The sequence below is a fragment of the Bradyrhizobium iriomotense genome, from assembly GCF_018130765.1.
Lineage (GTDB): Bacteria > Pseudomonadota > Alphaproteobacteria > Rhizobiales > Xanthobacteraceae > Bradyrhizobium > Bradyrhizobium iriomotense_A.
Map to the genome: position 1 here is coordinate 358,709 of NZ_JAFCJZ010000003.1, position 26,684 is coordinate 385,392.

The following is a 26,684-nucleotide window of genomic DNA, read 5'->3' on the forward strand; positions in this document are numbered from 1 at the left end:
CGGCAGTGAAGGTTTTGCAGACCAGCTGCATCGTGGTTGTCATCGCATCCCTTGGACTTTGTCTGGCCGCCGGTAACAGACTGGCCGCGACGGTGCCGGATGTCATGCCGGAAGCGGCAGCGAACATGACGGCTCCTGCGAACATGGTGACGCCTGCCGTGTACGCAGAGGCATCCGCCAGGCTTGCGGCTGCGCTTCGGGCAGAAAGAGCAGAGCTTGGCTCGGTGACGTCAGCAGGTTCCGGGTCGTTGAGCACCGGAGCCGACATCGTCGATGAACCCGTCGCGCCAAAATTGGCGTCGTTGGGACAGGATATCGTCCAACCGATGCCGGCAGAACGCGATGCGCCCAACGATGCTCCGAAATCGGCGTCGACGCAGGATTTCCGTTATCTGGTCTACTACGTCTGGTCCGAACTGCCGCCCGCCGAGAAACCGGCGGAGATCGTCCCGCGTGCGTTGAAGGACATTCCGGTCGGAACGCCGGCCGAAGAGATCAAGCGCGCTTCCGAGGCATTTGGACTCGATTTCAATTTCATGATGGCGGTTGCCAAGATCGAATCGGGTTTCAACCCCAATCAACGCACCGGGTCGTATATCGGCCTGTTTCAGCTGAGCCAATATGAATTCGGGAAGTTCGGCTTCGGACAGATCCGCAATCCGCGGGACAACGCCGTTGCGGCCGCCTACAAAATCATTACCGAAGGCGTCCAGTTCGAGTGGATCACGCACCGGACGCCGGACATGAGCGATCTTTACCTGATCCATCAGCAGGGCTGGGAAGGCGCCGCTGAGCACATCAGCCGGCCCGCTCGGACCGCCTGGAAATCAATGTGCGCCACCAGCGAAGGCAAGGAGAAGGGTGAGAGGTGGTGCAAACGCGCGATCTGGGGCAATGCACTTCCGGCGTTCAAGCGCACCTGGAAATCGGTGGACAACGTGACGTCAGAGGCGTTCGTCGGCATGTGGCGCGGCCGGGTCGCCGAATTCTACACGAAATATGTGGCGACCGCCGCTGCGGCGGCAAGCCAATAATTCCTTTGTCGCCGGGGCGGCGTCCTCAGCTGTCGGCTCATCGGGGAGACCGGAAGCAACTGGCCGACCTTCCAAACGGCGCTTATGACCGAAGGCGAAGTCGCTGAGCCGACTCGTGGTGCTCGCGGCGAGTCTTTCCGTTGATGAGTGCGGCCCATTGCCTGGGTTGCGGTATCCAATACGTCGCTGAGCGAGGCAACCGATCATACGTCCGGCGGCAGTGGATAGCATTGTTGCCTGATCAGTCATTCGCGCCGACCTCCGTAAAAAGGAATCCCGCCGGCGTCTTGGTAAAGACGAAGATGAGCTCGCCGCAGAAGACGAAGTAATTGTCATTGTTCTCTTGATCGCGATCGTAGACGGCCTTGCCGCGCTCGATACACGCGCGATTTTTCGCCGTGAACGAGGTCGGATAGGTCTTGGCGCGAAATTGCGCGGCGTCGCGAATTGCGCTGTCGTTCATGAATGGCAATCGTGTCATACTGGCGACGGCAGCGGAATCGTTTGTTCTCAGCGCCGCGCGAAACTTCTCGATGAAGCCGTCGAATTCCTTTTGCAAGGCAGGAGAAGCGACGGCTTTCTTCGGCGCCTTGGCGACGGCTGGAGCAAGGTTCACGAGAGCGGTTGCGAGCATAATTCTCAGCAAAAATCCCACAGGTCGGCTCCGTCCATCGACTAATCAAGATCTTCCGACCGATCCAAATCCATGGTGTTCTGTTGCGTCAAGGACTTTCTGGCTCGCCGGCGTAGCGTTAACCCCGCCCAGGCGTGGACCAACGCCATTGGCCGGAGCATGCGCTGGCATGTTTTGCCGCGCTGCCTAGGCCGTCTCACAGATTACATTGCAGAGAGCGACGGCGGTGGGACGAATCCGCCGAATTCGCGTTCGATGAGCCCGCCGAGGGCAATCGTCGTACAGTCTTCCAGATAAGGTCCGATGATCTGCACGCCGATCGGCAGGCCTGACGGCGTGCGCTCGATTGGAACGGCGGTCGCAGGCAGTCCGCAGGTCGAAGCCGGATCTGCCCAGATGAAGCACGCATCGGAATAGTTGTAGGGCTTGCCGTCGATGTCGAGCTGCCGTGCGTCGAACGGCTCGGAATGATCGTGTGGAAAGGCCGGCACGGTGGCGGCCGGATAGATCACCGCGTCGAACTCGCGGAAGAACTCTTGCCAACGTTGCTGCAGCTGCAGGCGAGCCGCGTCGGCCGCCAGCCAGTCCCGATGGCTCATGCCCCAGCCGCGGGCGCGATCGGCCTGCAAGCTGCGGTCGTCGGGCGAGAGTGCTGTGGCAGCGTCTTGCGCCTCGGCGAAGGCGGCCGCTGTCAGGCGCGGGCTTCGCGCGCCGTTCAACAGCTTCATGTAGAGCCGCGCGGACTCGCCGAGATCGGGCAGCGATGCGCTCGCGCGCGCGACATGTGCGCCCGATCGTTCGAGCCGTTCGGCCAATCGTCCGATGGCGGATCGCACGGCGTCGCCGGTCGGCATCAGCGGATGCGTATCGATCACGAGGATGCGAAAGTTCCTGAGCTGGTCGTGACGTGGTGCAGGCAGCGCGAGGCGATAGCCGACGCCGTCGCGCGTCTCGTCGGGACCGGCAATCACGTCGAGCGACAAGGCGAGATCCGAGGCGGTGCGCGCCATCGGCCCGACGACGGCGAGATCGCCCTGGCCGGGGACGGGCGGGGCCGGCGGCAGGCTGTAGCCGCGCAGCGGCACCAGGCCGAGGCTCGGCTTGTGTCCGAACACGCCGCAGAAATGAGCGGGCACCCGGATCGAGCCGCCGATATCCGAGCCGATCGAGAGCGGACCGAAGCCTGCGGCCAGCGCCGCGCCGCATCCGCCCGAGGAGCCGCCGGGCGAGCGGCCGAGATCCCACGGGTTGTTCGTCGCCCCATAAATCTCGTTGTAGCTCTGGAAGTCCCTGAGGCCGATCGGGATGTTGGTCTTGCCGATGATGACAGCGCCCGCCGCCTTCAGCCGCGAGACCACAAGGGCATCTTCCCTCGGCTTAAAATCCCTGAAATGCGGAAAGCCCCATGTCGTCGGCAGGCCGGCGACGTTGAACGGTTCTTTGAGAGTCACGGGGATGCCGAGCAGCGGCAGCCGCTCGCCGCGGCCGAGCGCAGCATCGGCGGCGCGCGCGGCCTCTCTGGCGCGATCGAAATCACGAACGATGATCGCGTTGATCGGCCCGTCCAGCGCCTCGATGCGGGCGATGGTATGCGCGAGCAGCTCTGATGCAGATATTTTTCGGGCGTGCAGGGCGCCGAGGAGTGCGCCGATCGAGCCGTAGTTCAGGTCAGTAGCGTCTGCGGTCATCACGCGCTCCATCGTATCCCGGCCGACACCTTGTAGCCCGGATGGAGCGCGGCGCAATCCGGGACATGTCCCGACGCGGATGGAGGACCCGGATTACGCTATCGCTTCATCCGGGCTACGGGGCTGCGGCCCATCCTTCGAGACGCCCGCCTGCGGCGGGCCCTCAGGATGAGGTCGCGTTTTGCGGCAAGATATCAGACCCTCATGGTGAGGAGCCCGCCAAAGCGGGCGTCTCGAACCATGCAGGCCGCGTTCGTCCCGGCAGCCTCTCAGGAAGCTTCCTTCAGCACCGGCGAAGCCGTTTCCTCCGCCTTCAACTCCTCGAGACTGCGATGCCTGGGCTCGATGCCGAGCGCCCAGACCGTGATGATCTGCACCAGCAGCAGTCCGATCATCAGCGCCATCACGCCGGCGACGCCGCGCGACTCGAACAGCGACACGACGAGGAACGGCGTGACGATCGTGGCGCCGCGCCCGAGCGTGTTGACGATGCCGGAGGCGCGCAGGCGGACCTCGGTCGGAAACAGTTCTGGGATGTAGATGCCGAACAGCAGGGCGACCAGCACGTAGATCGGCACGGTCAGCGCGAAGCCCACGGCCGGCAGCAGGATCGGATCCGAAATCATGGGGTAGAGGATTCCGAGCACGACCGCGATCAGCGAGGCGCCGATGATGGTCGGCTTGCGGCCCCAGCGGTCCGCGGTCAATGCACCGATGGCCGAGCCGATGGGCGCGCCGAGCGCCATCAGCAGCGAATAGCCGAACGAGGTCGCAATCGAGAGGCCCTGCTTGACGAAGAACACCGGCAGCCAGGTCACGAAGCCGTAGAGCAGGGTGTTGATCGTGATCAGGCAGACGGCGCCCACGATCATCCGCGACAGCAGGGGCGCGGTGAACAGCGTGCCGAGATCGGGCGCGACCGGGGCCGGGATCGCGGGCGCCGGCGCGGGCAAGGGCTGGCCCTGCGCGGCCTCCTTCTCGATCGCTTGCATCAGCGCTTCCGCTTCAGTGGTGCGACCGACGGCCTCCAGCCAGCGCGGGGATTCCGGCAGCGACTTGCGCATGTACCAGACGACGAGCGCGCCGACGCCGCCGAGCACGAACATCGAGCGCCAGCCGAATTGCGGCACCAGCACGGATGCGACCAGCAGCGCCACGGGTAGGCCCGTCACCACGCACACTGCGGTGAAGCCCAGCCATTTGCCGCGGGTGCGCGCGGGCACGAACTCGGTCATCGTCGAATAGCCGACGACGTTTTCCGCGCCGAGGCCGACGCCCATCACGAAACGGCAGGCGATCAGGAAGGCCATGTTCGGCGAGAACGCGGCGGCAAGGGAGGCGATGCCGAACAGCAGCAAATTGAATTGATAGGTGAAGCGGCGTCCGTAGCGGTCGCCGAGGAAGCCGGTGCCGAACGATCCCAGCATCATGCCGACGAAGGTCGCGGAGATGAAGGCCGCGTTCTGGGCGAGGGTCGAAAAGCCCGTCTTCAGCGTCACGCTGAGCACGGTCCCGGCGATATAGATGTCGAAACCGTCGAAGAACATGCCGATGCCGATCAGCAGCATGATGCGGCGGTGGAATGGTCCGATCGGAAGCCGATTAAGACGGCCGCCTGCGTTCACCGATGTCGACATAGACGCTCTCCCTGTTATCCCCGTTGATGCGGCCCGCCTTCTCTGGGCGTTTGCCGCTTGTCGTTTCTGCTAGTTCAGTCGCTTCTGATTGGCCGTGTCGCGGTACCAGTCGAACGGCTGCTCGTGCGTCGCGACCATCACGCTCTTGGTGTTGAAATGGTCGTTGAAGCTTTCGGTGCCGCATTCGCGGCCGATGCCGGAATCGTCGACGCCGCCCCAGGGCGATGCCGGGTCGAGCCGGTGGTGATCGTTGATCCAGACGATCCCGGCCTTAACGGAGGCGGCGACGCGATGGGCGCGCGCGACGTCGCGGGTGCGGATCGCGGCCGCGAGGCCGAACGGCGAGTCGTTGGCAAGCCGCAGCGCATCGGCCTCGTCCTTGAACGGCGTCACCGAGGTGAAGGGACCGAACACCTCTTCCTGGAAGATGCGCATGTCGGATCTGACATCGGCGAACACTGTCGGCTCGACGAAATAACCGTTCTCATGGCCCGGCACCTTCGCGGCAACGCCGCCAGTGACGAGACGCGCGCCGTCGGCGTGACCGTAGCCGGCATAGGCGAGGACGCGATCTCGCTGCCTGGCGGAGATCACGGGACCCATCTGGGTGTTCGCATCAAAGGGATCGCCGACGCGGATCGTGCGGGTCTTCGCCTGCAGCTTCTCGACGAATTCGTCATAGATCGAGGCCTGGACGATATGGCGCGAGGCGCAGACGCAGGTCTGGCCGGCGCCGATGAAGGCGCCGAACGCGGCGTAGTTGACGGCGCGGTCGACGTCGAAATCGTCGAACACCATCACCGGCGTCTTGCCGCCGAGCTCCATGGTCTGGTGCGCGAACACTTTTGCGGCGGCGCTGCCGGCGATGCGGCCGGCCTCGGTGCCGCCGGTCAGCACCAGCTTGTCGATGTCGCCATGTTCGGCCAGCATCTTGCCCGCACTCTGGCCGAGGCCGAGCACGATGTTGAAGACGCCAGGCGGAAGGCCCGCTTCGGTGAAGATTTGCGCCAGCTTCAGCGTCGTCAGCGGCGTGTATTCGGACGGCTTGACCACGGTCACGCAGCCGGTCGCCAGCACCACGGCGAGTGACTTGCACAGGATCATCAGGGGATGATTGAACGGCGTGCAATTGGCGACGATGCCGATGGGGGTGCGCAGCGTGTAGTTCAGATACGCGCCTTCGACGGGGATCACGGAGTCGCGGCGCGACAGGGCGACGCCGGCAAAGTAGCGAAAGAAATCGGGCAGGCGCGAGAGCTGCGCGCGGGTCTCGTTGAGCGGACGGCCGTTGTTGAGCGTCTCCAGCCGGTAAAGGCTGTCGAGATTGGCCTCGAAGGCATCGGCGAGCCTGTTGACCAGTCGGGCGCGCGCACGCGTATCCAAGCCGCCCCAGGCCTTGCTTTCGAACGCCGCGCGCGCGCTCTTCATGGCGCGGTCGATGTCTTCGGCGGTCGAGTTGGGGATGCGGGCGATCACGTCGCCGGTGGCGGGATTACGGACATCGAGCATTGCGCCGTTCCCGGCCTCGACTTCACGTCCATCGATGAAATTGCCGTGGGTTTCGACGTCGATTGACGTGGGTTTCGACGGAACGTTCATGACGACCTCTCTTCCACGATGACGGCGTTGCGCTTGAGCGCCGGCAGAACGCGTTTTTCGGTGGCTCCGATATGGGCCTTGATGATGCGCGCGGCGGTTCGCGTCTCGCGCTGCTGCATGGCGTCGATCAAAGCGACGTGCTCGGCGACGAGCTTTGCCGGATCGTGGCCCTTCAGATTGGAAATGCTCACGCGGACCAGCCGGTCGGCCTGGCCGATCAGGTCGCACAGCGCGGTGGCCATGCGGCGATTGCCGGAGGCGTGGGCGAGCGCGCTGTGGAAACCGCGATTGTAGGCGATGAAGTCCTCGTGGTTGCCGGAGAAGCGGCGGAATTCGTCAAGCGACTTCAAGACGCTGTCGGGCGCGCTCTCGATGGCTTCGGCGACACAGGCCGGCTCCAGTGCAAGACGGAAGCGCAGGAGGTCGCGGGCGTCCGAGAGCGAGATCGGCGTGACCCGATAGCCCTGGCGCGGCTGCACCGTGACGAGGTGCTCGCGTTGCAGCCGCAGGAGCGCATCCCGGACCGGTTGCCGGCTCACGTCATAGCGCTCGGCCAGGTCCTGTTCGCGCATTTCATCGCCGGGTGCGAGGCGGCATGCTAAAATATCAGATCTGAGACGATCGTAGATATTTTCGCGCAAAAGCATCATATATTTGGTCTCCTTGGCGTTAATATCTCAGTCGTGATATTTCACGTCAAGGGCCAAATGCTTGAATTCCCTGACAGTTGATTTATCAGTCGGGGCTCTCAGGGCACGCCAACGACCGCTGAAGTGAGGAAAAGACCGGACATGGACAGGCTTCTTGCCAACGGGACCGTCAACGCCGCGCAATCGGGCGAGGGGGCGCCGCTGTTCCTCTTCCACTCGCTGTTGTCGGATCGCGCGAGCTTTGATGCGATCGTGCCGGAGCTTGCGACATCGTTTCGCACCATCGTGCCGGAGTTGCCGGGGTTCGGCGGTTCACGCGCGGTGGAGGGTGGCCTTGCAGCGGTCGCGGACCGGATGGCAGAGGCTGTGACGGATGCCGCGGGCGGTGCGCCGGCAATCGTGCTCGGCAATGGCTATGGTGGTTTCATCGCTTTGCAGATGGCGATCCGGCATCCGGCGATTGCCAGCAAGCTCATTCTCGCCGACAGCGGCGCTGCCTTCTCGGAGCCCGGCCGCGAAGCGTTTCGCAATATGGCGAGGGTCTCGCGCGAAAAGGGGCTGCAGGCCATCACCGACGTCGCGATGCGACGCCTGTTCGCGCCCGAGTTTCAGGAGCGGCACCCCGATCTGATGCGGGACCGTCGTGAAGCCTTTCTGCGAACGGACCTCGACGTGTTTCGCGCCGCATGCGACGCTTTGGCCGGCCTTGATCTCCGCGCTGAGCTCGCCACGGTGAAGGTTCCGGTGCTCGTTCTGGTCGGCGAGCACGACGAAGCGACGCCTCCACCGATGTCGCATGAGCTGGCCGCCGGATTGCCGCGTGCCGAACTCAAGATCATTCCGGGTTGCGCACATGTGCCGCAGCTTCAGGCGCCGTGGCAGTTTCTCGAAGCGCTCGAGGGCTTCCTGACCTGATCGGCGCCTAGCGCCTCGTGGCGAAGCGAAGCGCATTGCATTCGTAGCGGCGATGGCTTCCGAGCGGTTAACGGCAGCGGCGCGATGACGTATTCACAATCGGCGATCATGCAGCCGAGCGCCTGTTTTGCCCGACGTGTCAAGCGCCCGTGCTCGCGCCATGCCACGCGAAATTCCTCTATGATTTGTACTGTGCATGGGGTTGTTCTCGCATTTTTTGTTTGAAGGTTCCCCGGGGCGGAACGTCGGCCATCAACGTCGGTATCGATACGGCCACCTCTAAGAGTTTCTACACACAGTTCTGGCACGTTCCGCGCGTCAATATCCGCAACCTGCATCGTCGCCTCTCATTGCGCGCACGAAAAGACAGGGCCCGCGGGGATCGAGGGGGCGTAAGCCATGACTGCACTTGCTTCGGACGTCGGTCGCGCGAGGGGGGGGATCGTGCCGATCCTGTTGTGCGTCGTGCCATTCAGCCAGATTCCGCTCGACGCCTACACGCCCGGCCTGCCGCAGATGGTGGTGGATCTCGCAACCGACTCTGCCTCGATGCAGAACACCGTCACCGCCTACATGCTCGGCATGAGTCTGGCGCTGGTGCCTGTTGGAATCGCCTCCGATACGCTCGGTCGCCGCAACGTCCTGCTCGCGGGGCTGTCGGTGCTAATCGCGATGAGCATCGCCTGCGCGCTCGCTACCAGCGCCTCGCTGCTGCTCGCGCTGCGCTTCCTGCAGGGCATCGGCGGCTGTACCTGTCTCGTCGTCGCCTATGCGGTGGCCGCCGATTGCTTCCGCGGCCGTGAGCTCACCGCGATCTCCGGTCTGCTGGGTGCCGCCTGGGGGCTTGCGCCCGTGCTTGCACCTGCAGCTGGCGGCTTCATTGTCGAGCTGACCTCGTGGCGTGGCGTCTTCGTCGTCATCGCCATCGCCGCTGCGATCGTCGCCACCATCGTCGTATTTCTTCTGCCTGAAACATTGCCGGCCGAGCGGCGGGCGCCGTTCGATCCGCGTCGTACCGCCGGCATTCTTCGCGACGCGCTTGTCCGCCCGGGCTTCCTGGCTTTCGTGCTGGTGTTTGCCGCGGCGGCCAGCGCGCAGCTGGCGTTCGGCGTGGTCGCCCCGTTCTTCTACCAGACCGGCCTCGGTTATTCCGCGGCCATCTACGGCCTCGTTGCGCTTGGCCTTGGCGGCGTCAATCTCGCCGGCGAGCTCGGCTGCGCGCATTTCGCGCGCTTCATGCCGGCCCGCGTGTTGGGCTTCGGTGCCTTCGCGCTGTTTCTTGCCGGTGCGGTGGTCCTGACCGTAACAGGCATGACCGTCGGTCTCGATTTCATGTCGATCACGATCGGCGGCGCGCTGGTGCTCGCCGGCTGCGGCGTGCTGTGCCCGATGATGTACGGCATGGCGCTCGGCCTGTTCGGGCGCGACCACGGCCTGATCGGCGGCCTCATTAGCGCGCTCTGCTATCTCGCCGTCAGCGGCGCCATGGCGATCGCGGCGGTGCTGCCCGAGGCGACGCAGGCGCCGATCGGATGGCTCTATCTCGGCCTCTGCGCCGTCGCGGGCACGCTGCTTGCGATCTCGCTGCCCTCGGCGCGGCAGGCCACACAGCCTTAAGGAAGGAACCAGATCATGGCCACTGTTGGTATTCGCGGCACATTCTTCGACTTCGTCGACGATCCCTGGAAGCATATCGGCAACGAGCAGGCCGCCGCGCGCTTTCACCAGGACGGCCTCATGGTCGTGACGGACGGCGTGATCAAGGCGTTCGGCCCTTATGACAAGATCGCCGCCGCCCATCCGGGCGTCGAGATCACCCATATCAAGGACCGCATCATCGTCCCCGGCTTCATCGACGGCCACATCCATCTGCCACAGACCCGCGTGTTAGGTGCCTATGGCGAGCAGCTCCTGCCGTGGCTGCAGAAGTGGGTCTATCCGGAAGAGCTCAAATACCGGGATCGCAACTATGCGCGCGAGGGCGTCAAGCGTTTCCTCGACGCGCTGCTCGCCTCCGGCACCACCACCTGCCAGGCCTTCACGAGCTCCTCGCCGGTCTCGACTGAAGAGCTGTTCGAGGAAGCGAGCAGGCGCAACATGCGCGTGATCGCGGGCCTCACCGGCATCGATCGCAACGCGCCAGCCGATTTCATCGATACCCCGGAGAATTTCTATCGCGACAGCAAGCGGCTGATCGCGCAGTACCACAACAAGGGCCGCAACCTCTACGCCATCACGCCGCGCTTCGCCTTCGGTGCCTCGCCGGAGCTGCTAAGAGCGTGTCAGCGCCTCAAGCACGAGCATCCGGATTGCTGGGTCAACACCCACATCTCCGAGAACCCTGCCGAATGCAGCGGCGTGCTGGTCGAGCATCCGGACTGCCAGGACTATCTCGGCGTCTACGAGAAGTTCGACCTGGTGGGGCCGAAGTTCTCCGGTGGCCACGGCGTCTATCTCTCGAACAACGAATTCCGTCGCATGTCGAAGAAGGGCGCGGCAGTGGTATTCTGCCCGTGCTCCAACCTGTTCCTCGGCAGCGGCCTGTTCCGCCTCGGCCGCGCCACCGATCCGGAGCACCGCGTGAAGATGTCGTTCGGCACCGACGTCGGCGGCGGCAACCGCTTCTCGATGATCTCCGTGCTCGATGACGCGTACAAGGTCGGCATGTGCAACAACACGCTGCTCGACGGCAGCATCGATCCGACCCGCAAGGACCTTGCGGAAGCCGAACGCAACAAGCTCTCGCCCTATCGCGGCTTCTGGTCGATCACGCTCGGCGGCGCCGAAGGCCTCTACATCGACGACAAGCTCGGCAATTTCGAGCCGGGCAAGGAGGCTGATTTCGTCGCTCTCGATCCGAACGGCGGGCAGATCGCGCAGGCCTGGCACCAGTCGCTGATCGCCGACGGCGCCGGTCCGCGCACGATGGACGAGGTCGCGAGCATGCTGTTCGCCGTCATGATGGTCGGCGACGACCGCTGCGTCGACGAGACCTGGGTGATGGGCAAACGTCTCTACAAGAAGAGCTGAAGCGATCGCTCATGAGCGCATCTCCTGACACAGCCGGCCAGCCGGTCGCCCTCGTCATCCAGCGCCGCATCGCCGACGACGGCTTTGCCGCGTTCGCGCGCTGGAACGGCGAGGTCGGCGAGGTGCTCAAGACTTGGCCCGGCTTCCTCAGCCAGGAGGTGGTGCCACCGCAGCCGCCGGCGCATGTGGACTGGGTGACAATCGTGCGTTTCGCGAGCCCGGCCGCAGCGCGGGCCTGGCTCCAGAGCGAGGTGCGGGTGAAGCTGATTGCGGACGTGCAACGCTTCTTTGTTGGCTCGGAGGACGTTCACATCCTGCCCGATACCGGCGTTCAGCGCGACAGCGCGGTGTCCGCCGTCATCTCGTTCAAGGTGCCAGCCGGATTGGAGGACGCGTTCCTCACTTGGCAGCAGCGCATCCAGGCGGCGGAAGCCGAGTTCAAGGGGTTTCTGCGCCACAAGATCGAGCGGCCGATTCCCGGCCTGCATGACGAATGGATCATCATCCTGTCGTTCGACAGCGATGCGAACCTCAATGCCTGGCTCGACTCGCCCCTGCGGCAGACGCTGCTGAAGGAGGGCGCGCGCTTCAACGCCGGCATGAACGTGAAGCGGGCGAGCTACGGCTTCAATTTCTGGTTCCCGGCCGGCAAGACCCAGGCGCCGGAGCAGGGGCCCGCGTTGATCTGGAAGAGCAATCTCATCGTCCTGCTGGTGCTCTATCCCGTGGTGTACCTCTGGGGTTATTTCATCAGCAGACCGCTGATCGACAGCCACGGCGTGCCTGTCTGGCTGTCGCTCTTCGTCGGCAATCTCGTCAGCACCCAGCTGCTCGGCTGGTGGCTCGTGCCCGCCGCCTTCAGGGCGCTCGACTGGTGGGTGGCGCCGAAGGCGGCGATCAGTCGCCAGATCGCGGGCTACGTGCTGCTTGCCGCGCTCTACGCTGCGTCGATGGGCCTGTACGCGCTGCTGCTCGCGTGGCATTGGGGACGGTGAGACCGTCCACCGTGCTGTCGCGGAGAAGGGCGGTCGCTGGACATCGACGACCATGTTCGCCCTGACATTTCTCGGGACCTCGGCAAGCGTTCCTTCGGCGGAGCGCAACCATCCGGCTCTTCTGGTGGAGGCCGCGGGCCAGCGCATCCTGGTCGATTGCGGCGAGGGCACGCAGCGGCAGCTGCTGCGCAGTGGCGCCGGCTTCCGGCGGCTCGACCGCATCCTGCTGACGCACGCGCATCTCGATCACGTGCTCGGCATCCCCGGCCTGTTCTCGACACTGGGTTTGCGACAAACCTTCGAGGTGATGACCATTCACGGCGGTGAGGGCACTCTCGACCTCGTCATCCGCATGCTTGCGGGCCTGTGGGGTGCGGGCAGGGCACCGATCCCTGTGGAGTTCGCTGCCCTGAGCCTAGGGCAGGTCATCGACGTCGGCGACTTCACCATCGACTGCTTTCCGGTCCGCCATCGCGACACCGACAGTTTTGGCTTCGTCTTCAAGAGTCCCGCTCGCCGCCATCTTCAGTCCGATCGCCTCGCTGCGCTCGGTGTCCCCGATGGTCCCTTGCGCGGCGAGCTGGCCGCCGGCCGGCCAATCGTGGTCGATGGCCGAGCGATTGACCCGGAGGATGTCCTGGGGCCGCCGAGCGGCGGCAAAAAGCTCGTCGTGATCGGCGACACCGAGACAACGGATGGACTTTCCAGGCATGTTGCCGACGCCGACATGCTGGTGATCGAGGCGACGTTCCTCGATCGCGACGCGCCGACTGCGCGAAACTACGGCCATCTCACCGCGGCAGAGGCGGCGTCCTTTGCCGCCGCGAACAACGTCGGTCAGCTCGTGCTGACCCACATGTCAGGGCGCTACGAAGACGAGGAGATCCTGACTGAAGCGGCAAGGATCTTTCCGAACAGCCGGATCGCCGCCGACTTCGACCATGTGATCATCTAGTCGCCGCGACCGTGTTCAGCTCGACAATCCCGACTTGATCGCGAGATCCTGTGCCTGGTTCGTCACCTGCACCAGCCGCGGCAGCGCCTGGTCGCGAAAGGCCGGCATGTCCATCCGCATCGCATCGACGGTGACGCTCAATCCGGCGATCACCAGACCCTGCGCATCGAAGATCGGCGTTGCCAGCGTGCGCAGGCCGTAGGCGTTCTCTCCGTCGGAGACGGCATGGCCTTTCTTCTTCACCTGATCGAGCCGGGAGAGCAGGGCATCGAGGTCGGTGAGCGTCCGCTCCGAGAGTTTGACGCGCGGCCGTGACTCCAATCGCGCGATCTGCTCGTCGCGGGCCAGATGCGCCAGCATGACGTGGCCGAGCGCGGCGCTGTAGGCGGGGATGCGCGTGCCCGGCCGACGGTCCACCTTGTGGCGGTCGAGACCGGTGCCGATGCGCGCGAGATAGACCACGTCGCCGCCGTCGAGGATGCCGAGCGAGGCCGCATCGCCCACCGCAGGCACGAGCTCGCGCAGCAGCGGCTCGACGATGGTCCGCAAGGATCCGTGCGACAGCACGGTATAGCCAAGATCGAGACAGGCGACGCCGAGGCGGAACCGGCGGCTCTGCGGAACCGCCTGGAGGTATCCGAGCTCGCACAGGGTCTGGATCAGCCGGAACGCGGTGCCGCGATCGAGATCGGCGCGTGCGGCAATCTCACTCAGGGTGAGCTCGAAGCCCTCGCTGGTGAAACTCTTGAGCACGGCAAACGCCTTGCCGACGGAAGCGACGTAATTCTTTGGATTTTTCGGTGTCGCTTCAGGCTTGCGTTTTGTGGTCTTGCTCTCAGCCTTGCTCTCAGTCTTGGCCATGCCCGAATGCCCCGCCATGACTGCCGCCCTTGACGCGGCGGCAGCCTGCTCTTACCAACGGGACAGATCATAACAAATGTTCGCATTCCGAACAATATCGAATTGACGATCGGAGGAAGTTTGTCGACATCATCGCTACACCCTCATGGTGTGTTCTCCGCCGCGTTGACGCCCCTCGACGCCGAACTCGCCCCCGATCATGCGCGCTTCGTCGCGCATTGCCGCTATCTGCTGGACGAAGGCTGCGACGGCATCGCGCTGCTGGGGACCACGGGCGAGGCGAACTCCTTCTCCGCGGCTGAGCGCATGGCCCTGCTCGAGGCGGCGGTGGCCGCGGGCATCGCGCCGCGGCGGCTTCTCCCCGGAACGGGCGTCGCTGCGCTTACCGAGACCATCGCGCTGACGCGTCACGCGCTGTCGGTCGGTGTCGATACCGTGGTGATGCTGCCGCCGTTCTACTACAAGGGCGTCAGCGATGACGGCATCTACGCGTCCTACAGCGAAGTCGTGCAGCGCATCGGCGATGCCAGGCTCAAGGTCGTGCTCTATCACATCCCGCAGATGTCGGCGCAGCCGATCTCGCATGCGCTGATCGATCGGTTGCGCAAGGCCTATCCGGCCGTCTTCACCGGCATCAAGGATTCCTCCGGCGACTTCGCCAACATGACCGCGATGGTCGAGCGCTTCCCCGGCTTTTCGGTTCTCGTCGGGGCCGATCCGCTGCTGCTGCCGCTGCTGCGCAAGGGCGGGGCGGGCTGCATCACCGCGACCTCGAACCTCATCGCGCGCGACCTTGCCTATGTCTACAAGCATTTTCGCGACAGCGACGATGATGCGGCGCTCAAGGCGGCACAGGCGCGTATCGTGAAAGCGCGCGAGCTGGTCTCGCGCTTCCCGCAGATGGCCTCGCTGAAGACGATCGTCGCTGAACGCACCGGCCATGCCGGATGGCAGCGCCTGCGGCCGCCGCTGGAGTCGCTGCCGCCGGCTCAAGCGAAAGAGCTGCTTGCAGATGCTGCGGCATTCGCTGCCGCCACCGTCTAGAATAAGCCCGGGCGACGAGGCGAACCGATGTCCGAGTCTTTCCAGGATGCGCTGACCGGGCTCGCCGCGATCGTCGGCGACAAGCACGTCATCGCGCCCGGACCTGACCAGGAGCCCTATGTGGTGGACTGGCGCGGGCGCTACCACGGCCGTGCGGTCGCGGTGGTGAAGCCGGGCTCGACCGCCGAGGTCGCCGCCGTCGTGAAGTTCTGCGCCGCCAGGCGGCTCGCGATCGTGCCGCAGGGTGGCAACACCGGCATGTGCGGGGCGGCGACGCCGGACGATCACGCGGGCAATGTCGTGATCCGGCTCGACCGCATGCGCACCGTGCGCGACGTCAGCCCGCTCGCCAACACGATCACGGTGGAAGCCGGCTGCATCCTTGCCGAGGTGCAGAACGCGGCGCGGGACGTCGATCGCTATTTTCCCCTGAGCCTTGGCGCCGAGGGCTCCTGCCAGATCGGCGGCAACATCTCGACCAATGCCGGCGGCACCGCCGTGCTGCGCTACGGTCCGACGCGCGATCTCGTGCTCGGGCTGGAGGTCGTGCTGCCCGATGGTCGCGTCTTCAACGGGTTGCGCGCGCTGCGCAAGGACAATACGGGCTACGCGCTCAAGCAGCTCTTCATCGGCGCGGAGGGCACGCTCGGCATCGTCACCGCGGCGGTGCTGAAACTGTTCGCGCCGCCGCGCAGCTCCGCCCTGGCGCTGTTGAAGCTGCAGAGCGTGGAGCAGGCGCTCGAGATCATGCAGCGCCTGCGCGGCGCGGTCGGCGACCGGCTCGGCAGCCTCGAGATCATGTCGCGTTCGCAGATCGAGGCGATCGCCGCGACCGTGCCGCATGTCACCATCCCCTTCGAGCTGACGACGCCATGGTATCTGATCGTCGAGCTGACCGACACGCTCGCGGGCGTCGATCTTAGCGAGCCGCTGGCGACGGTGCTTGCGGACGCGATGGAAGCGGGGCTCGCCGAGGACGCCATCTTGGCCTCCAATCTGGCGCAGGCGAAGGCGATCTGGGCTGTCAGGCACAGCGTCTCCGAAGGCAACAAGCGCAGCGGCTATGTGGTGTCGCATGACAGCGTGGTGCCGCTGGAGCGCCAGGCGGCTTTCGTCAACAATGTCGAGGCGCGGATCAAGGCCGCTGTGCCGCATGCGAACGTCGTGATGCACGGCCATATCGGCGATGGTAACATCCACGTCGTGGCCTTGATCGATCGGGTGCATTGCCAGGACCCGGAAGCGACGGCGAGGCTGGTGGCTGAGATCAACGAGATCGTCGATGACGAGACCGCGGCGCAGGGCGGGGCGATCAGTGCCGAACACGGCATCGGCATCACCAATCGCGGCCGGCTCGCGCGGGTCGCCGATCCGCTCGACATCGCGCTGATGCGCGACATCAAGCAATTGCTCGATCCGCATGGTCTGATGAATCCCGGCAAGATTTTTGGCGCGGGAGCGAGATGACGATGACGAGCGTCCGCCTGCTTGCTGACGATCTCACCGGTGCGCTCGACACCGCGGCGGAGTTCGTCGGCCTGTGCGGACCGTTCGACGTCACCTGGCCGGAGGCACCCGCGACGTCGGGCTCCGGGAGCCTCGCGATCGACAGTGGCACGCGGGAGCGGTCGAGGGCCGAGAGCGTCGAGATCGTCGGCCGGCTGGCGCCGCAGCTTCAGGGAGCGACGATCGCCTACAAGAAGTTCGACAGCCTCCTGCGTGGGGCGTGGGCGGCCGAGCTCGGCGCCTGCCTGCGCAGCGGCCATTGGGCATCCTGTGTGGTCGCGCCCGCGTTCGACTATCAGGGGCGCCGCACCGCAGGCGGCCAGCAATTTGCGCGCAACGTGCAAGGCGAGTGGCACCGGGTCGGCGACAATTTGCTGGATCAGTTGAGACAAGACGGCATCGAGGCGCGACAGGTCGGCTCCGATACGCTGTCGCATGGCGGCGTTCAGGTGTTCGATGCCGAGAGCGACATCGACCTCGATCGCGTCGTCGAGATGGGATGGCGCATGCCGGGGCCCGTGCTGTGGTGCGGAAGCGGCGGATTGGCCGGCGCGCTCGCGCGCAGTCACCGTGCCGATGCGCCGAGCCAACTGAAGTTGCCGGTGCTGGGGCTGTTCGGCTCCGATCAGCCCGCCACCGCCTCCCAGCTGGCTGCGTGCGGAGAGGCGACGATTGCGCTTTCGGAAGGCGAGGGCGCGACGCGCGTTCAGCGCAAGCTGGCCGAGGACCGCGTCGCCATGGTCAAATTCTCACTCGCCGAAGGCCTGTCGCGCGCTGAAGCGGCGCAGCGGATCGCGCGCGAGATGGCGGCATTGATTGCGGCGCTCGATCCGCCCGGCACATTGATCGTCGCCGGCGGCGAGACCTTGAAGGCCGCATGTGTTGCCCTTGGCGCGCATGCGCTCCAGGTGACAGGACGCATCGTACCGGGATTGCCGCGTTCGATCCTGCAAGGCGGGCGCTGGGCCGGTGTCGACGTCGTTTCAAAGTCTGGAGCGTTCGGCAACAGCGAGCTGTGGCGCGACCTGCTCCGGGACAATCATCTGCTCAGAATGGAGAGTCCGATATGACCTCTCGTCATCTTGCCATCACCATGGGCGATCCGGCCGGGATCGGACCGGAGATCATCGTCAAGGCCTGCGTCGGGCTGAAGGAGCGGATCACGAAGGGGGATCTACGCCTGCTCGTCATCGGCAGTGGCGCGGCGCTGGAAGGCGCGAAGGCCGCGCTCGGCGCCGACGTTGCGATCCCGGAGGTGACGGCCGACGATCGCGAATGGCCCAATCTCTGCTACCTGCAGGCCGACGCCGAGGGCGATCCGATCAAGCCCGGCGTGCTCAGCGCCGATGGCGGCCGCTTCGCCTACAAGGCGATCGAGCAGGGCGTGCGCCTGACGCAGGCCGGCCGCACCGCGGCCATCGTCACCGCGCCGCTCAACAAGGAAGCCCTCAACAAGGCCGGCTATCATTTCCCCGGCCATACCGAGATGCTGGCGCATCTCACCGGCGTGCGCGGCTCGGTGATGCTGCTCGCCCATGGCAACATGCGCGTCAGCCACGTCTCGACTCATGTCGCGCTGGAGGACGTGCCGAAGCGCCTGACGCCGGAGCGCCTGCGCATGGTGATCGACCTCACCAACGACGCGCTGCGCCTCCTCGGCGTTGCCAAGCCGAAGATCGCGGTCGCCGCGCTCAATCCGCATGCGGGCGAGGGCGGCCTGTTCGGCCGGCAGGACATCGACGTGTCGGCGCCGACGATCGCGAAAGCGGTCGCCGACGGCCTCGACGTCGTCGGGCCGGTGCCGGGCGACACCATCTTCGTCAAGCTGCGCGCCGGCCAGTTCGATGCTGCGGTCGCGATGTATCACGATCAGGGGCACATTCCCGTCAAGTTGCTCGGCTTCCAGGTCGATCCCGCGACCGGCCGCTGGCAGGAGCTTTCCGGCGTCAACATCACGCTGGGCCTGCCGATCATCCGCACCTCCGTCGATCACGGCACCGCCTTCGACATTGCCGGCAAGGGCATCGCCAACGAGCACAGCCTGATCGAGGCCATCGACTATGCCGTGCGGCTCGCCGCCGGCGCCTCCGCAGCCAAATCATGAGATCGAACGCACGATGACCAACGCCTTCACGCCCATCGAAATCCAACGCCCCACCATCCTGGAGTTCGGCAACGGCACGATCACCGCGGCGGCGCGTTTCGCCGAGCGGATCGGCGCCAAGCGGCCGCTGGTGATCTCGGACCCGTTCAACGCGCGCCGCGTCGACACGCTGGCGCTGCCGGGTGCCGTGAAGGTGTTCGGCGACGTGAAGCCTGAGCCGGACCTGCCGAATCTCGAGAAGGCGGTGGCGATGGCGAAGGACGCCAAGCCCGATCTCGTCGTCGGCTTCGGCGGCGGCAGCGCGATGGATCTCGCCAAGCTGGTCGCGGTGATGTGCAGGTCTGACGTGCCCTTTGCCGACATCGTCGGGCCGGAGAAGGTCGCGGGCCGCAGCGTGGCGCTGATGCAGATCCCGACCACGTCGGGCACCGGCAGCGAGGCCGGCACCCGCGCGCTGGTCACCGATCCCGTCAGCCAGAACAAGCAGGCGGTGCAGAGCCGCTTCATGCTCGCCGATATCGCCATCGTCGATCCGGACCTGACCATGACCGTGCCGAAGGAGGTGACGGCGGCGACTGGCGTCGATGCGCTGGCGCATTGCGTCGAGGCCTATACCAGCCGCAAGGCGCACCCGACGATCGATCTCTACGCGCTCGAAGGCGCGCGGCTGGTCGGACGCTATCTCAAGCGCGCGGTGGCCGATGGCGGCGACCGCGAGGCGCGCGCTGGTCTTTCCCTGGCCTCGCTGTATGGCGGCTATTGCCTGGGACCGGTGAACACCACGGCAGGCCACGCGGTGGCCTATCCGCTGGGCACGCGCCATCATGTCGCGCATGGCCTGGCCTGTGCGGTGATCTTCCCGCACACGCTGGCCTTCAACATGTCCGCGGTGGAAGACAAGACCGTCGCCGTGCTGGGGGCGCTGGGGCTTCCCGAACAACGCGACCCGAAGCTCGCGTTCGAGGCGACCTACGCGTTCTGCAAGGATCTCGGCATCGAGATGCGGCTGTCCGCGCTCGGCGTGCCCAAAAACGACCTCGGCGTGATGGCCGACGAGGCGCACGCCATTCGCCGCCTGCTCGACAACAACCCGCGCGATTTGAGCCGGGATGCGATCCTCAACATGTACGAGGTCGCGTTCTAACTGCTCTCTGCCGTGCGCGGCCAATCAACAACACAGTGAAAGTAGAGGAAACTTCGATGAGATCGATGTGGCTTGGTCTTATGTCAGCAGTGTTGCTGGCGACGTCGCCGGTGAAGGCGCAGGACGGTTATCCGTCCAAGCAGGTGACGGTGATCGTTCCCTTCGCCGCCGGCGGTACCGCCGACATTTTCGCGCGCATGGTCTCGAACCATTTGCAGGTGAAGCTCGGCAAGCCCTTCGTGGTGGAAAATGTCGGCGGCGCCGGCTCGATCCTCGGCGTGACGCGGCTGGCGAAGTCGGCGCCTGACGGCATCACGCTCGGCCTTGCCAGCACATCCGCGCTCGCGATCAACCCGTCGCTCTACGGCCGGAAGCTGAGCTACCAGCCGGACAAGGATCTGGTGCCGGTCGCCCAGATCAGCGTCGTGCCCAACGTGCTCGTCGTCAATCCCAACAAGATCAAGGCGCGTACCGTGCCTGATCTGATCGCCTATCTGAAGGCCAACCCGGACAAGGTCTCGTTCGGCTCGGCCGGCGTCGGCACCTCGCAGCATCTGGCCGGCGAGCTGTTTCAGCAGATGACCGGCACCAAGATGGTGCACGTGCCCTACAAGGGCTCGAGCCAGATGCTGACGGACCTGCTCAGCGGCCAGATCGATCTCGCCTTCGACAACGTGCCGCTGCTGCTGCCGCAGGTGAAGACCGGCCAGCTCGCGATGCTTGCGACGGCAACGCCGAAGCGGGCCGACTTCGATCCGCAGGTCCCGGCGGTGGCGGAATTCCTGCCGGGCTTCGAGGCCGTGGCCTGGCACGGCTTCTTCGTGCCTGCGGGCACGCCGAAGCCGATCGTCGAAAAGCTCTCGGCTGAGATCCGCTCCTTCATGCAGCAGCCGGAGACGGTGCAGAAGATGGCCGAGCTCGGCGCGACCGCGGTGGCGGTGGATTCGGAGCCGTTCGCAGCCTACATCGCCGCGGAAACGACACGCTGGAAGAAGGTGATTGAAGCCGCGAACATCAAGCTGGAGTAGGTGTAGAGAACGACATCAGATATGGCTCCGGACCGGATGGCGGCCAATCAGTTTGTCGGCTCATTGAAAGTGCACGTCACGTCAATCGAGCCATCTTTATTCCGCCGTAGCTCCGGGGTCGAGACGGAAACGGTACGATAGGGATCCGCGAAAGCCTCGCGCATGTGGATCATGAGCGCCTTGTCGTCCAGCGTCATCAAGCGCCCCGGCGCGAGTGGCCCATTGGTTGTTGCTCGCGCCAGGCAATATTTGAAATCCACCGAACCATAAGCGGGAAGTGGGAACAATTTGCGGCTGGGAGGGTCTGTCGGCCGCTCCACCACCCATTCCACCGATGATCCAAGCGGCAGGATTGCGCCTGGAGGCCGGGCGAGAAACGAGCGAAACTCGCCGCTGTTCTGGTTCTTGATGAAGAAGAGCACGTCTCCGCTGACCTGAACGGCAAGACCGGCAAGGATCTCGTCGCCGGCGTCGATCGGGAGGTTGTCGATCAGCGTGATTGCTTGTGGGGGCGCGCCGGTCCCTCCATCCAACGCAGAGTTGCGCCACCACTCCCACCACACGAAGTGTTGGGGCTTGTGATTCGGCCAGTGGCCGGTGCCGATTTGAGGCAGGGAGATGTTCGCAATCGCGCCGTTGTGGCCGTCGAGGCCCACCCATAACAACGATCTTGGATCGTTCGAGGGCGTGAAAAGCGCCGGTGCCGACGGCAGGCTCACTTTCGGCGCATTCCATCCAGCCGCGGCGAAGACGATCCGCTCCGGCGCGGACGGAGCGATGAGTGCACCTGACCAGTTCATCAGCGACTGGAGCGGACCTCCCAGCAACGGAGGATCGATGGTGCTGAATGTTGGTCGTCGTGCTGTGAATGGCGACGACACGAGCCTTTTCCAGAACTCGAACAGGCGCGGCTCGGCGACGGAATCCGGCTTTTGTGGAATGCCGTAGAGATCGAGCTTGTCGGGTGTCGCGTCGAGAAGATTGAAGCCGTTGGGCACGACTTCGTAGAAGCCGTAGCTGTCATTCTCCGGCATTTTTTCCTCCCGTGAAGACGCCGGTGTCCTTCCACTCGCGCTTCGCATTGTCGACGAGCTCTGCGAACTTCGGCAGGTAGGTCCGATCCAGGAGAATTTTTCTGGTGATCGCCGTCGCCAGCTTCACTCCCGCCCTCGTATCCGACGGATAGTGTAGGCCGGCGATCTCGCGATTCCGCGAAACTCTGTCGGCGAGAACGCTAAGCGACTTTTCGATCGTGGTTCTCTCAGGAGCTTCCGGAGTTGGATCACCGAGCCACTTCGGCATCACTTCGGTGAGGAGCGCCGCAAAAACGTGCGATTGGGTGGCGTGGCCGCTAGGGAAGGAGGCGTGCCCGCCGTGCTGGATCGGCGACATCAGTCCGGGGACTACCTGCGTAGGGCGCGGACGATTGAAATGCGCCTTGTAGTGCATCGAGATCAGGGCGGTGAGGGCATCGGCAACGATCAACATGCGCGATGTCGCCGGATGTGTCGTCGCCGTGGCGGACACGAGGTGCAGAAACTTGCTGATGAACTCGTCGGCCTCGGTCACGATTTCGTCGATTGCATCGGCGCGCTCGGAGAGTGGTACGGCGGTCATCCTTCTCAACTCGACAATGTCGACTTCGAGATCGCCGTCCCATGGCGTCGGTCCCGCGCCAAGCAGTGCAAACCCGCCGAGTCGCTCGAGCCAATCTGCCCGACTGGCGAGATCGGACATCACGACCCACGCGTACCACCGGGTCGACCAGAGCCGCGTGCCGAAACCGGCGGTATTGAATGTGACTTCGCTGATTCCAGGATCCCCTGCGAACGGAAGATTGGCGCGGTCGGCGAACATGGCGCCGCCCGATCCGCCGGTGCCGCCGTATCCTCCATAGCCGCCATATCCTCCGTAGCCGCCATACCCGCCGTAGCCGCCGTATCCTCCGTATCCGCCCGCCATATGTGCCTCCTCTGGTGCGATTTGTCGGTGCTGCCTCAGGTGTTTCCGTGCCGGAGTGTCGACGCCAGCCGTGAAAGTGCTGCTTCGATGCGCGCCAGGGTCGACTTTGGCCATGGCGACGTCGCGATCCATTTCAGGTCGAGCTGGCCGTCCGTGATCAGCGGCCGCGCAAAACTCTGTGCATCGTCGAGACGTTCGCTTTCCGCGAGCGCAGCAACGAGAACGCGCAGGTTCACCTGGTTGCTGGGCAGCAGCGTCGCGACCCGCGTCGCGTGTTCGATGGCCGAGTTCAAATCGTTCATGGCAAAGTGGGCCTGGGCCGAAATCATCTCTGCGAACCAGGCGTGCCGGTCTCGCGGCGACAGGCGTAGATTGATCGCCGCATCGCTGAGTGCGTCCGCATATCGTTCGCAGCGAACATGCACGGCAGCCCGGTATGCGAATGCGAGCGCGAGATTCGGGGTGAGCTCGATGGCGCGGTCGAGCTGTTTGAGCGCCTCGACATGATCGTGCTTGCATTGCGACAGCGTGTAGCCGCCCACCGCATTGGCGAGCGGATCGGCCGAGTTGCGCTCCAGCGCCCGTTCGGCGAGCGCCCGCGCGGTGTCGAGCTCGTTCGGTGCATTCGCGGACCATCCGCGCGCCACGCGCTGCATGTGCCAGATCGCGCTGTAGGACAGCGGCGGAGCCCAATTCGGGCTGAGCATATGCGCCCGCTCGAAGTTGGTTCGCGCCGTCACGAATGTCGTGTAGTCAGGGCTGAACATCTGGTCGTAGCCGACAAGGGCCAACTGGTATGCATCGAGGTCGTCGGGCCTTTTTTGCATTGCGCGATGTAGCTCCCGGTCGCGTACTTGAGGCGCCAGCGAGCGTATGACCTCGACGGCGATGCGGTCCTGCAGGTCGAAGACGTCGGCCGCAGTCCCGCTGAGGCGATCGACACGAACGACTTCGACCGTTTCGGCGGCAACGAGCTCGGTCGAGATCCGGATCTGATCGCCGGCGCGCTGAATGCTTCCGTGCAGCAGATATTGCGCATTGAGATCGCGGCCGATGGCGCGCAGATCCGGTGTCTGGGACATCGGGATCATGGTCGAGCCGCGCGAGATCACGAACAGCTCTTTCAGAGTCGACAGGGCCTGCACGACGCTGTCGACGATACCGATCGTGAACTGGGGCTCGAGCGCCGGCGACAGCGCGCGGAAGGGCAGAACGGCAACCGATGGCCGGCTCGCGGCAAATCCGGCGAGGCCGAGCGCGGGGGCTGCCGCCGAGGACACGACCGGCCGCGTGACTGTCTCGGGTTGCTGCTGTCGCAGGCCGGCAATCAGCTCTTGCGTGAGCTTGTGCGGCTCGATGTCGTAGGTGTCTTCGAGCTGGCGCCAGAGCCGTGCATAGATCGCGAGCGCGGCACCGATACTTCCGGACGCGATGTGGCTCCTGATGAGAACGCGAATGGCGCGCTCGTTCTCGGAATCCAGCCGGTAGATGGACTTGGCTGCAGCCTCCGCGGTGGCCGTGACATCGGCTTGGCCCTCATCGGGAAGCAGTCTCGTCAGGGCATCGATCAGCCGTTCGTGGATCAGCGGTCGCGTCTCTGCAAGCCAATCCGAAAATGCGGGATCGACACCTTCCAGGTCGTCGAGAATGCCGTCGGTCAGGCGTTCGCGTGCGAGCAGGGTGGGATGGACGATGCCGCCCTCGGCATCCGCGATGATTTCCATCAGGTCACATGCGACCTGCTCGATATCGAGTGCCACGTACATCTGGTCGGCATGGAAATGCGTGCAGCCGTACGTCTTGAGTTCGCGCTGGATTTGGCTCAGCGATTGACGCAGCGAACCCTTGGCGAGCGGATCTTCCTTCTCGCTCCAGAGCAGGCCGACCAGTTTGGTCCTGGGCAATTGTCGTGCGGAGGAGAGCATCATGTAGCCGAGAAGCGCTTGCGCTTTGCGGCCGAGCGCGATCTCGTGTCCGTCCACCGATGCTGAAAATGCTTCGATGATATTCAGCCGCAGGCGGCCGGTCGCGCTCCCGCCTGCCGCCTTGTCGCCGCCAACTCCCGACATCTCGTCCCATCCCCCGTCGACATCGTCGACGACAATACAGGAGGGCAGGTCCCGGGAGCTTAGGCTTGGTGAAATACAGATAATCGGTTCGCGTTGTCCGCGAAACCAATGACTCGTGAGCTCAGGAATGCAGCCCGCCGGATTTGGTGCAATGCCGAAATGGTACATCTTGGGTTGTCAGACGGTCAAGGGTTGCTGAGCGATAGGAATGCGACCTTGCGGGCAAAATGAAAATCGCTCCTCACTTGGAGCCGACGAGCGTGAAATGAGCGTGAATGGCGAGTTTTCGCTCACCTGCACCAAGCGCGCGATGCGGTCGCAAGCCGTCGGCAACTCACACGCGAGTACGTCCGACTTGTTCGCCGGCCGACATGTGTCGCGAACCGGCACAAGCGCCGCGCCGGTCGGTATCGTGTGGTGGCAGGCTCGTGGTCTTCGCAGCGGGAGCTCGCCGGCTCGCCCGATTCACGGGTCATTCACGTTTCGCTTCGCTGTGCCGCCTATGTTTCGCCCGCGATCGCAGGATCGCGCAACTTGGCGAGGGAGAGGTGCATCATGACTGTCCTGCTGAGAAACACCTTCAAGGCCTGGATCGACCGCGCGCCGGGTGCGCCGCCCAGGCTGATCATGATTGGCGACGTGCGGGTCCCGAGCAATGGCTGGCAGGCCCGCCTGACCAAGCGCTCACCGCAGGGGATCAATCCGAAGATCCTGATCCTCGATGTGGACGCGGAGCAGCCGGCCGGCGCGGCGCAGGAGCAGATCACCACGATCCCGCTCCGCTACGAGGAGAGCCCGCCGCAGGACGAATATGGTCAGGTGATGATCGCTCATAGCCGGGGCGAGATCGTCGTCAGCATCGGCCGCATGCATTAGGGGACGTTCGCTCCGGTCGTATCCCGGTCCCGCCATTGGGCTGACGAGCCATCCACCGGAGCGCTTGCCAGCCCAGATGCGAGCGGGTAGAAGGCTGCCACGCCTGAGCCGTGATTTGCGCCAAACGCGCTTCCGGCCAAAGTCGGACAGATCAGTAAGGCATTGAATTTGTTCGACTATTCCGTTGGGGAATGGTGTAACGGTAGCACAACAGACTCTGACTCTGTTTGTCTTGGTTCGAATCCAGGTTCCCCAGCCAATTCCGGGCGCTTTTCTGAAGAATGATTTGTCGGCTCCGGCGCCGTACCATTCTGGAAACCGGAGTGTCGCACTGTTGCTCGCGACGGTTTGCCTCAGTGGAAATGGCGTCTTCGACGTCGGCCCGCCGCGCTCCCCGTCGTCCTTGGGGCACATACAACCCGAGGAGATCAGGAATGCCCTATGTCGATGGTTTCGTGCTGGCGGTCCCGAAGGACAAGATCGAGGCCTACAAGGCCCTGGCGCGAACGGCCTGCGCGGTCTGGATGGAGCATGGTGCGCTCGATTATGTCGAGTGCATCGGTGACGACGTTCCCTATGGCGAACTGACGTCGTTTCCGCGCGCGGTGATGGCGAAGGAGGAGGAGGTCGTGGTGTTCTCCTGGATCGTCTATCGCGACCGGGAGACGCGCGACGCCGTCAACATGAAGGTGATGGCGGACCCGCGGCTCAAGCGCGGCGACATGCCGTTCGACGGCAAGCGCATGATCTATGGCGGCTTCGCGACGCTGCTGCGGGCAAGCGACGTAATGAGTTGAGCGAAGGGGAGCGGGGAGACCCGTAGCCCGGATGAGCGAAGCGACATCCGGAGATGGCGGCCGCTGTTGTCCCGGGTGTCGCTTCGCTCACCCGGGCTACACGTTCTTGCACCGACGATCCTCGTCGTAGTTGTCGCGCTAACACAAAGCTATGTC

At 64.6% G+C, this 26,684-nt stretch carries 23 protein-coding genes and 1 tRNA gene; 15 read left to right on the forward strand and 9 right to left on the reverse strand.

Features of this window, described 5'->3' with window-relative positions:
• Nucleotides 1–5 precede the first annotated feature (5 nt).
• On the forward strand, nt 6–1,034 hold the full coding sequence (locus JQ635_RS07915; RefSeq protein WP_211409303.1) for a transglycosylase SLT domain-containing protein: 1,029 nt from the start codon (nt 6–8) through the stop codon (nt 1,032–1,034).
• Nucleotides 1,035–1,275: 241 nt separating this feature from the next.
• On the opposite strand, the gene JQ635_RS07920 is transcribed toward JQ635_RS07915, so the two are convergent.
• From JQ635_RS07920 to JQ635_RS07940, 5 genes are all read right to left on the reverse strand, one after another.
• Nucleotides 1,276–1,689, reverse strand: coding sequence for a hypothetical protein (locus JQ635_RS07920; RefSeq protein ID WP_349631843.1), 414 nt, complete (start codon nt 1,687–1,689; stop codon nt 1,276–1,278).
• A gap of 182 nt (nt 1,690–1,871) precedes the next feature.
• Nucleotides 1,872–3,356: an amidase gene (locus JQ635_RS07925; protein ID WP_433996555.1), complete on the reverse strand. Its 1,485-nt coding sequence runs from the start codon at nt 3,354–3,356 to the stop codon at nt 1,872–1,874.
• Nucleotides 3,357–3,625: 269 nt separating this feature from the next.
• On the reverse strand, nt 3,626–4,993 hold the full coding sequence (locus tag JQ635_RS07930; protein WP_211409305.1) for an MFS transporter: 1,368 nt from the start codon (nt 4,991–4,993) through the stop codon (nt 3,626–3,628).
• A 69-nt stretch (nt 4,994–5,062) separates the two neighbouring features.
• Complete coding sequence (locus JQ635_RS07935) at nt 5,063–6,592, reverse strand: aldehyde dehydrogenase (protein ID WP_211409306.1); 1,530 nt, start codon at nt 6,590–6,592, stop codon at nt 5,063–5,065.
• Nucleotides 6,589–7,239, reverse strand: a complete 651-nt coding sequence (locus JQ635_RS07940) for a GntR family transcriptional regulator (RefSeq protein ID WP_211409455.1) — start codon at nt 7,237–7,239, stop codon at nt 6,589–6,591. Before JQ635_RS07940 ends, JQ635_RS07935 begins: the two co-directional genes overlap by 4 nt.
• A gap of 144 nt (nt 7,240–7,383) precedes the next feature.
• Between JQ635_RS07940 and JQ635_RS07945 the strand changes: the two genes are divergently transcribed.
• The 5 genes from JQ635_RS07945 (at nt 7,384) to rnz (ending at nt 13,137) form a co-directional block, all read left to right on the forward strand.
• The gene (locus tag JQ635_RS07945; protein ID WP_211409307.1) at nt 7,384–8,157 is read left to right on the forward strand and encodes an alpha/beta fold hydrolase; all 774 of its coding nucleotides are present in this window, start codon (nt 7,384–7,386) and stop codon (nt 8,155–8,157) included.
• A 444-nt stretch (nt 8,158–8,601) separates the two neighbouring features.
• Entirely contained in the window at nt 8,602–9,774 is a 1,173-nt protein-coding gene (locus JQ635_RS07950) for a multidrug effflux MFS transporter (protein WP_349631844.1), read from the forward strand.
• A 15-nt stretch (nt 9,775–9,789) separates the two neighbouring features.
• On the forward strand, nt 9,790–11,187 hold the full coding sequence (guaD, locus tag JQ635_RS07955) for a guanine deaminase (protein WP_211409309.1): 1,398 nt from the start codon (nt 9,790–9,792) through the stop codon (nt 11,185–11,187).
• A gap of 11 nt (nt 11,188–11,198) precedes the next feature.
• A complete protein-coding gene (locus tag JQ635_RS07960) occupies nt 11,199–12,182 on the forward strand; it encodes an antibiotic biosynthesis monooxygenase (RefSeq protein WP_211409310.1) in 984 nt (327 codons plus the stop codon).
• Nucleotides 12,183–12,234: 52 nt separating this feature from the next.
• A complete protein-coding gene (gene rnz, locus JQ635_RS07965; protein ID WP_211409311.1) occupies nt 12,235–13,137 on the forward strand; it encodes a ribonuclease Z in 903 nt (300 codons plus the stop codon).
• A gap of 15 nt (nt 13,138–13,152) precedes the next feature.
• On the opposite strand, the gene JQ635_RS07970 is transcribed toward rnz, so the two are convergent.
• A complete protein-coding gene (locus tag JQ635_RS07970; RefSeq protein WP_246583358.1) occupies nt 13,153–14,016 on the reverse strand; it encodes an IclR family transcriptional regulator in 864 nt (287 codons plus the stop codon).
• Between the two features lie 102 nt (nt 14,017–14,118).
• Here JQ635_RS07970 and JQ635_RS07975 point away from each other — a divergent pair, with 102 nt between their 5' ends.
• The 6 genes from JQ635_RS07975 (at nt 14,119) to JQ635_RS08000 (ending at nt 20,824) form a co-directional block, all read left to right on the forward strand.
• Nucleotides 14,119–15,042, forward strand: a complete 924-nt coding sequence (locus tag JQ635_RS07975; protein WP_211409312.1) for a dihydrodipicolinate synthase family protein — start codon at nt 14,119–14,121, stop codon at nt 15,040–15,042.
• Nucleotides 15,043–15,069: 27 nt separating this feature from the next.
• Nucleotides 15,070–16,509, forward strand: a complete 1,440-nt coding sequence (locus JQ635_RS07980; protein WP_211409313.1) for an FAD-binding oxidoreductase — start codon at nt 15,070–15,072, stop codon at nt 16,507–16,509.
• A gap of 2 nt (nt 16,510–16,511) precedes the next feature.
• On the forward strand, nt 16,512–17,618 hold the full coding sequence (locus JQ635_RS07985; protein WP_211409314.1) for a four-carbon acid sugar kinase family protein: 1,107 nt from the start codon (nt 16,512–16,514) through the stop codon (nt 17,616–17,618).
• Nucleotides 17,615–18,652, forward strand: coding sequence for a 4-hydroxythreonine-4-phosphate dehydrogenase PdxA (gene pdxA / locus JQ635_RS07990; protein WP_211409315.1), 1,038 nt, complete (start codon nt 17,615–17,617; stop codon nt 18,650–18,652). Before JQ635_RS07985 ends, pdxA begins: the two co-directional genes overlap by 4 nt.
• A complete protein-coding gene (locus tag JQ635_RS07995; RefSeq protein WP_211409316.1) occupies nt 18,609–19,796 on the forward strand; it encodes an iron-containing alcohol dehydrogenase in 1,188 nt (395 codons plus the stop codon). Before pdxA ends, JQ635_RS07995 begins: the two co-directional genes overlap by 44 nt.
• A gap of 80 nt (nt 19,797–19,876) precedes the next feature.
• Nucleotides 19,877–20,824 carry a Bug family tripartite tricarboxylate transporter substrate binding protein gene (locus tag JQ635_RS08000; RefSeq protein WP_246583359.1) on the forward strand — a complete coding sequence of 316 codons (948 nt, stop codon included), beginning with the start codon at nt 19,877–19,879 and terminating at the stop codon, nt 20,822–20,824.
• Between the two features lie 47 nt (nt 20,825–20,871).
• On the opposite strand, the gene JQ635_RS08005 is transcribed toward JQ635_RS08000, so the two are convergent.
• The 3 genes from JQ635_RS08005 to JQ635_RS08015 are packed head-to-tail and all read right to left on the reverse strand — an operon-like array spanning nt 20,872 to nt 24,855.
• Nucleotides 20,872–21,858, reverse strand: a complete 987-nt coding sequence (locus JQ635_RS08005) for a G1 family glutamic endopeptidase (protein WP_211409318.1) — start codon at nt 21,856–21,858, stop codon at nt 20,872–20,874.
• Complete coding sequence (locus tag JQ635_RS08010; protein WP_211409319.1) at nt 21,845–22,786, reverse strand: phosphatase PAP2 family protein; 942 nt, start codon at nt 22,784–22,786, stop codon at nt 21,845–21,847. The genes JQ635_RS08005 and JQ635_RS08010 overlap by 14 nt, the downstream gene beginning before the upstream one ends.
• Before the next feature lie 35 nt (nt 22,787–22,821).
• A complete protein-coding gene (locus JQ635_RS08015) occupies nt 22,822–24,855 on the reverse strand; it encodes a BTAD domain-containing putative transcriptional regulator (RefSeq protein WP_211409320.1) in 2,034 nt (677 codons plus the stop codon).
• A gap of 555 nt (nt 24,856–25,410) precedes the next feature.
• Between JQ635_RS08015 and JQ635_RS08020 the strand changes: the two genes are divergently transcribed.
• From JQ635_RS08020 to JQ635_RS08030, 3 genes are all read left to right on the forward strand, one after another.
• Complete coding sequence (locus JQ635_RS08020) at nt 25,411–25,731, forward strand: hypothetical protein (protein ID WP_211409321.1); 321 nt, start codon at nt 25,411–25,413, stop codon at nt 25,729–25,731.
• A 185-nt stretch (nt 25,732–25,916) separates the two neighbouring features.
• Nucleotides 25,917–25,990: transfer RNA gene (locus JQ635_RS08025), tRNA-Gln, on the forward strand.
• 175 nt (nt 25,991–26,165) lie between these two features.
• Entirely contained in the window at nt 26,166–26,528 is a 363-nt protein-coding gene (locus tag JQ635_RS08030; RefSeq protein ID WP_211409322.1) for a DUF1428 domain-containing protein, read from the forward strand.
• Nucleotides 26,529–26,684 lie beyond the last annotated feature (156 nt).

Excerpts from the sequence above, each read along its gene's own strand:
- JQ635_RS07960 (WP_211409310.1), top strand. The coding sequence starts at position 11,199 with ATGAGCGCATCTCCTGACACAGCCGGCCAGCCGGTCGCCCTCGTCATC.
- JQ635_RS08020 (WP_211409321.1), top strand. The coding sequence starts at position 25,411 with ATGACTGTCCTGCTGAGAAACACCTTCAAGGCCTGGATCGACCGCGCG.
- JQ635_RS07945 (WP_211409307.1), top strand. The coding sequence starts at position 7,384 with ATGGACAGGCTTCTTGCCAACGGGACCGTCAACGCCGCGCAATCGGGC.
- pdxA (WP_211409315.1), top strand. The coding sequence starts at position 17,615 with ATGACCTCTCGTCATCTTGCCATCACCATGGGCGATCCGGCCGGGATC.
- JQ635_RS07970 (WP_246583358.1), bottom strand. The coding sequence starts at position 14,016 with ATGGCGGGGCATTCGGGCATGGCCAAGACTGAGAGCAAGGCTGAGAGC.
- JQ635_RS07925 (WP_433996555.1), bottom strand. The coding sequence starts at position 3,356 with ATGACCGCAGACGCTACTGACCTGAACTACGGCTCGATCGGCGCACTC.
- JQ635_RS07935 (WP_211409306.1), bottom strand. The coding sequence starts at position 6,592 with ATGAACGTTCCGTCGAAACCCACGTCAATCGACGTCGAAACCCACGGC.
- JQ635_RS07930 (WP_211409305.1), bottom strand. The coding sequence starts at position 4,993 with ATGTCGACATCGGTGAACGCAGGCGGCCGTCTTAATCGGCTTCCGATC.
- JQ635_RS08000 (WP_246583359.1), top strand. The coding sequence starts at position 19,877 with ATGTCAGCAGTGTTGCTGGCGACGTCGCCGGTGAAGGCGCAGGACGGT.
- JQ635_RS07940 (WP_211409455.1), bottom strand. The coding sequence starts at position 7,239 with ATGCTTTTGCGCGAAAATATCTACGATCGTCTCAGATCTGATATTTTA.
- JQ635_RS08030 (WP_211409322.1), top strand. The coding sequence starts at position 26,166 with ATGCCCTATGTCGATGGTTTCGTGCTGGCGGTCCCGAAGGACAAGATC.
- JQ635_RS07980 (WP_211409313.1), top strand. The coding sequence starts at position 15,070 with ATGTCCGAGTCTTTCCAGGATGCGCTGACCGGGCTCGCCGCGATCGTC.
- JQ635_RS08005 (WP_211409318.1), bottom strand. The coding sequence starts at position 21,858 with ATGCCGGAGAATGACAGCTACGGCTTCTACGAAGTCGTGCCCAACGGC.
- JQ635_RS08010 (WP_211409319.1), bottom strand. The coding sequence starts at position 22,786 with ATGGCGGGCGGATACGGAGGATACGGCGGCTACGGCGGGTATGGCGGC.
- JQ635_RS08015 (WP_211409320.1), bottom strand. The coding sequence starts at position 24,855 with ATGTCGGGAGTTGGCGGCGACAAGGCGGCAGGCGGGAGCGCGACCGGC.
- JQ635_RS07995 (WP_211409316.1), top strand. The coding sequence starts at position 18,609 with ATGCCGTGCGGCTCGCCGCCGGCGCCTCCGCAGCCAAATCATGAGATC.
- guaD (WP_211409309.1), top strand. The coding sequence starts at position 9,790 with ATGGCCACTGTTGGTATTCGCGGCACATTCTTCGACTTCGTCGACGAT.
- rnz (WP_211409311.1), top strand. The coding sequence starts at position 12,235 with ATGTTCGCCCTGACATTTCTCGGGACCTCGGCAAGCGTTCCTTCGGCG.
- JQ635_RS07985 (WP_211409314.1), top strand. The coding sequence starts at position 16,512 with ATGACGAGCGTCCGCCTGCTTGCTGACGATCTCACCGGTGCGCTCGAC.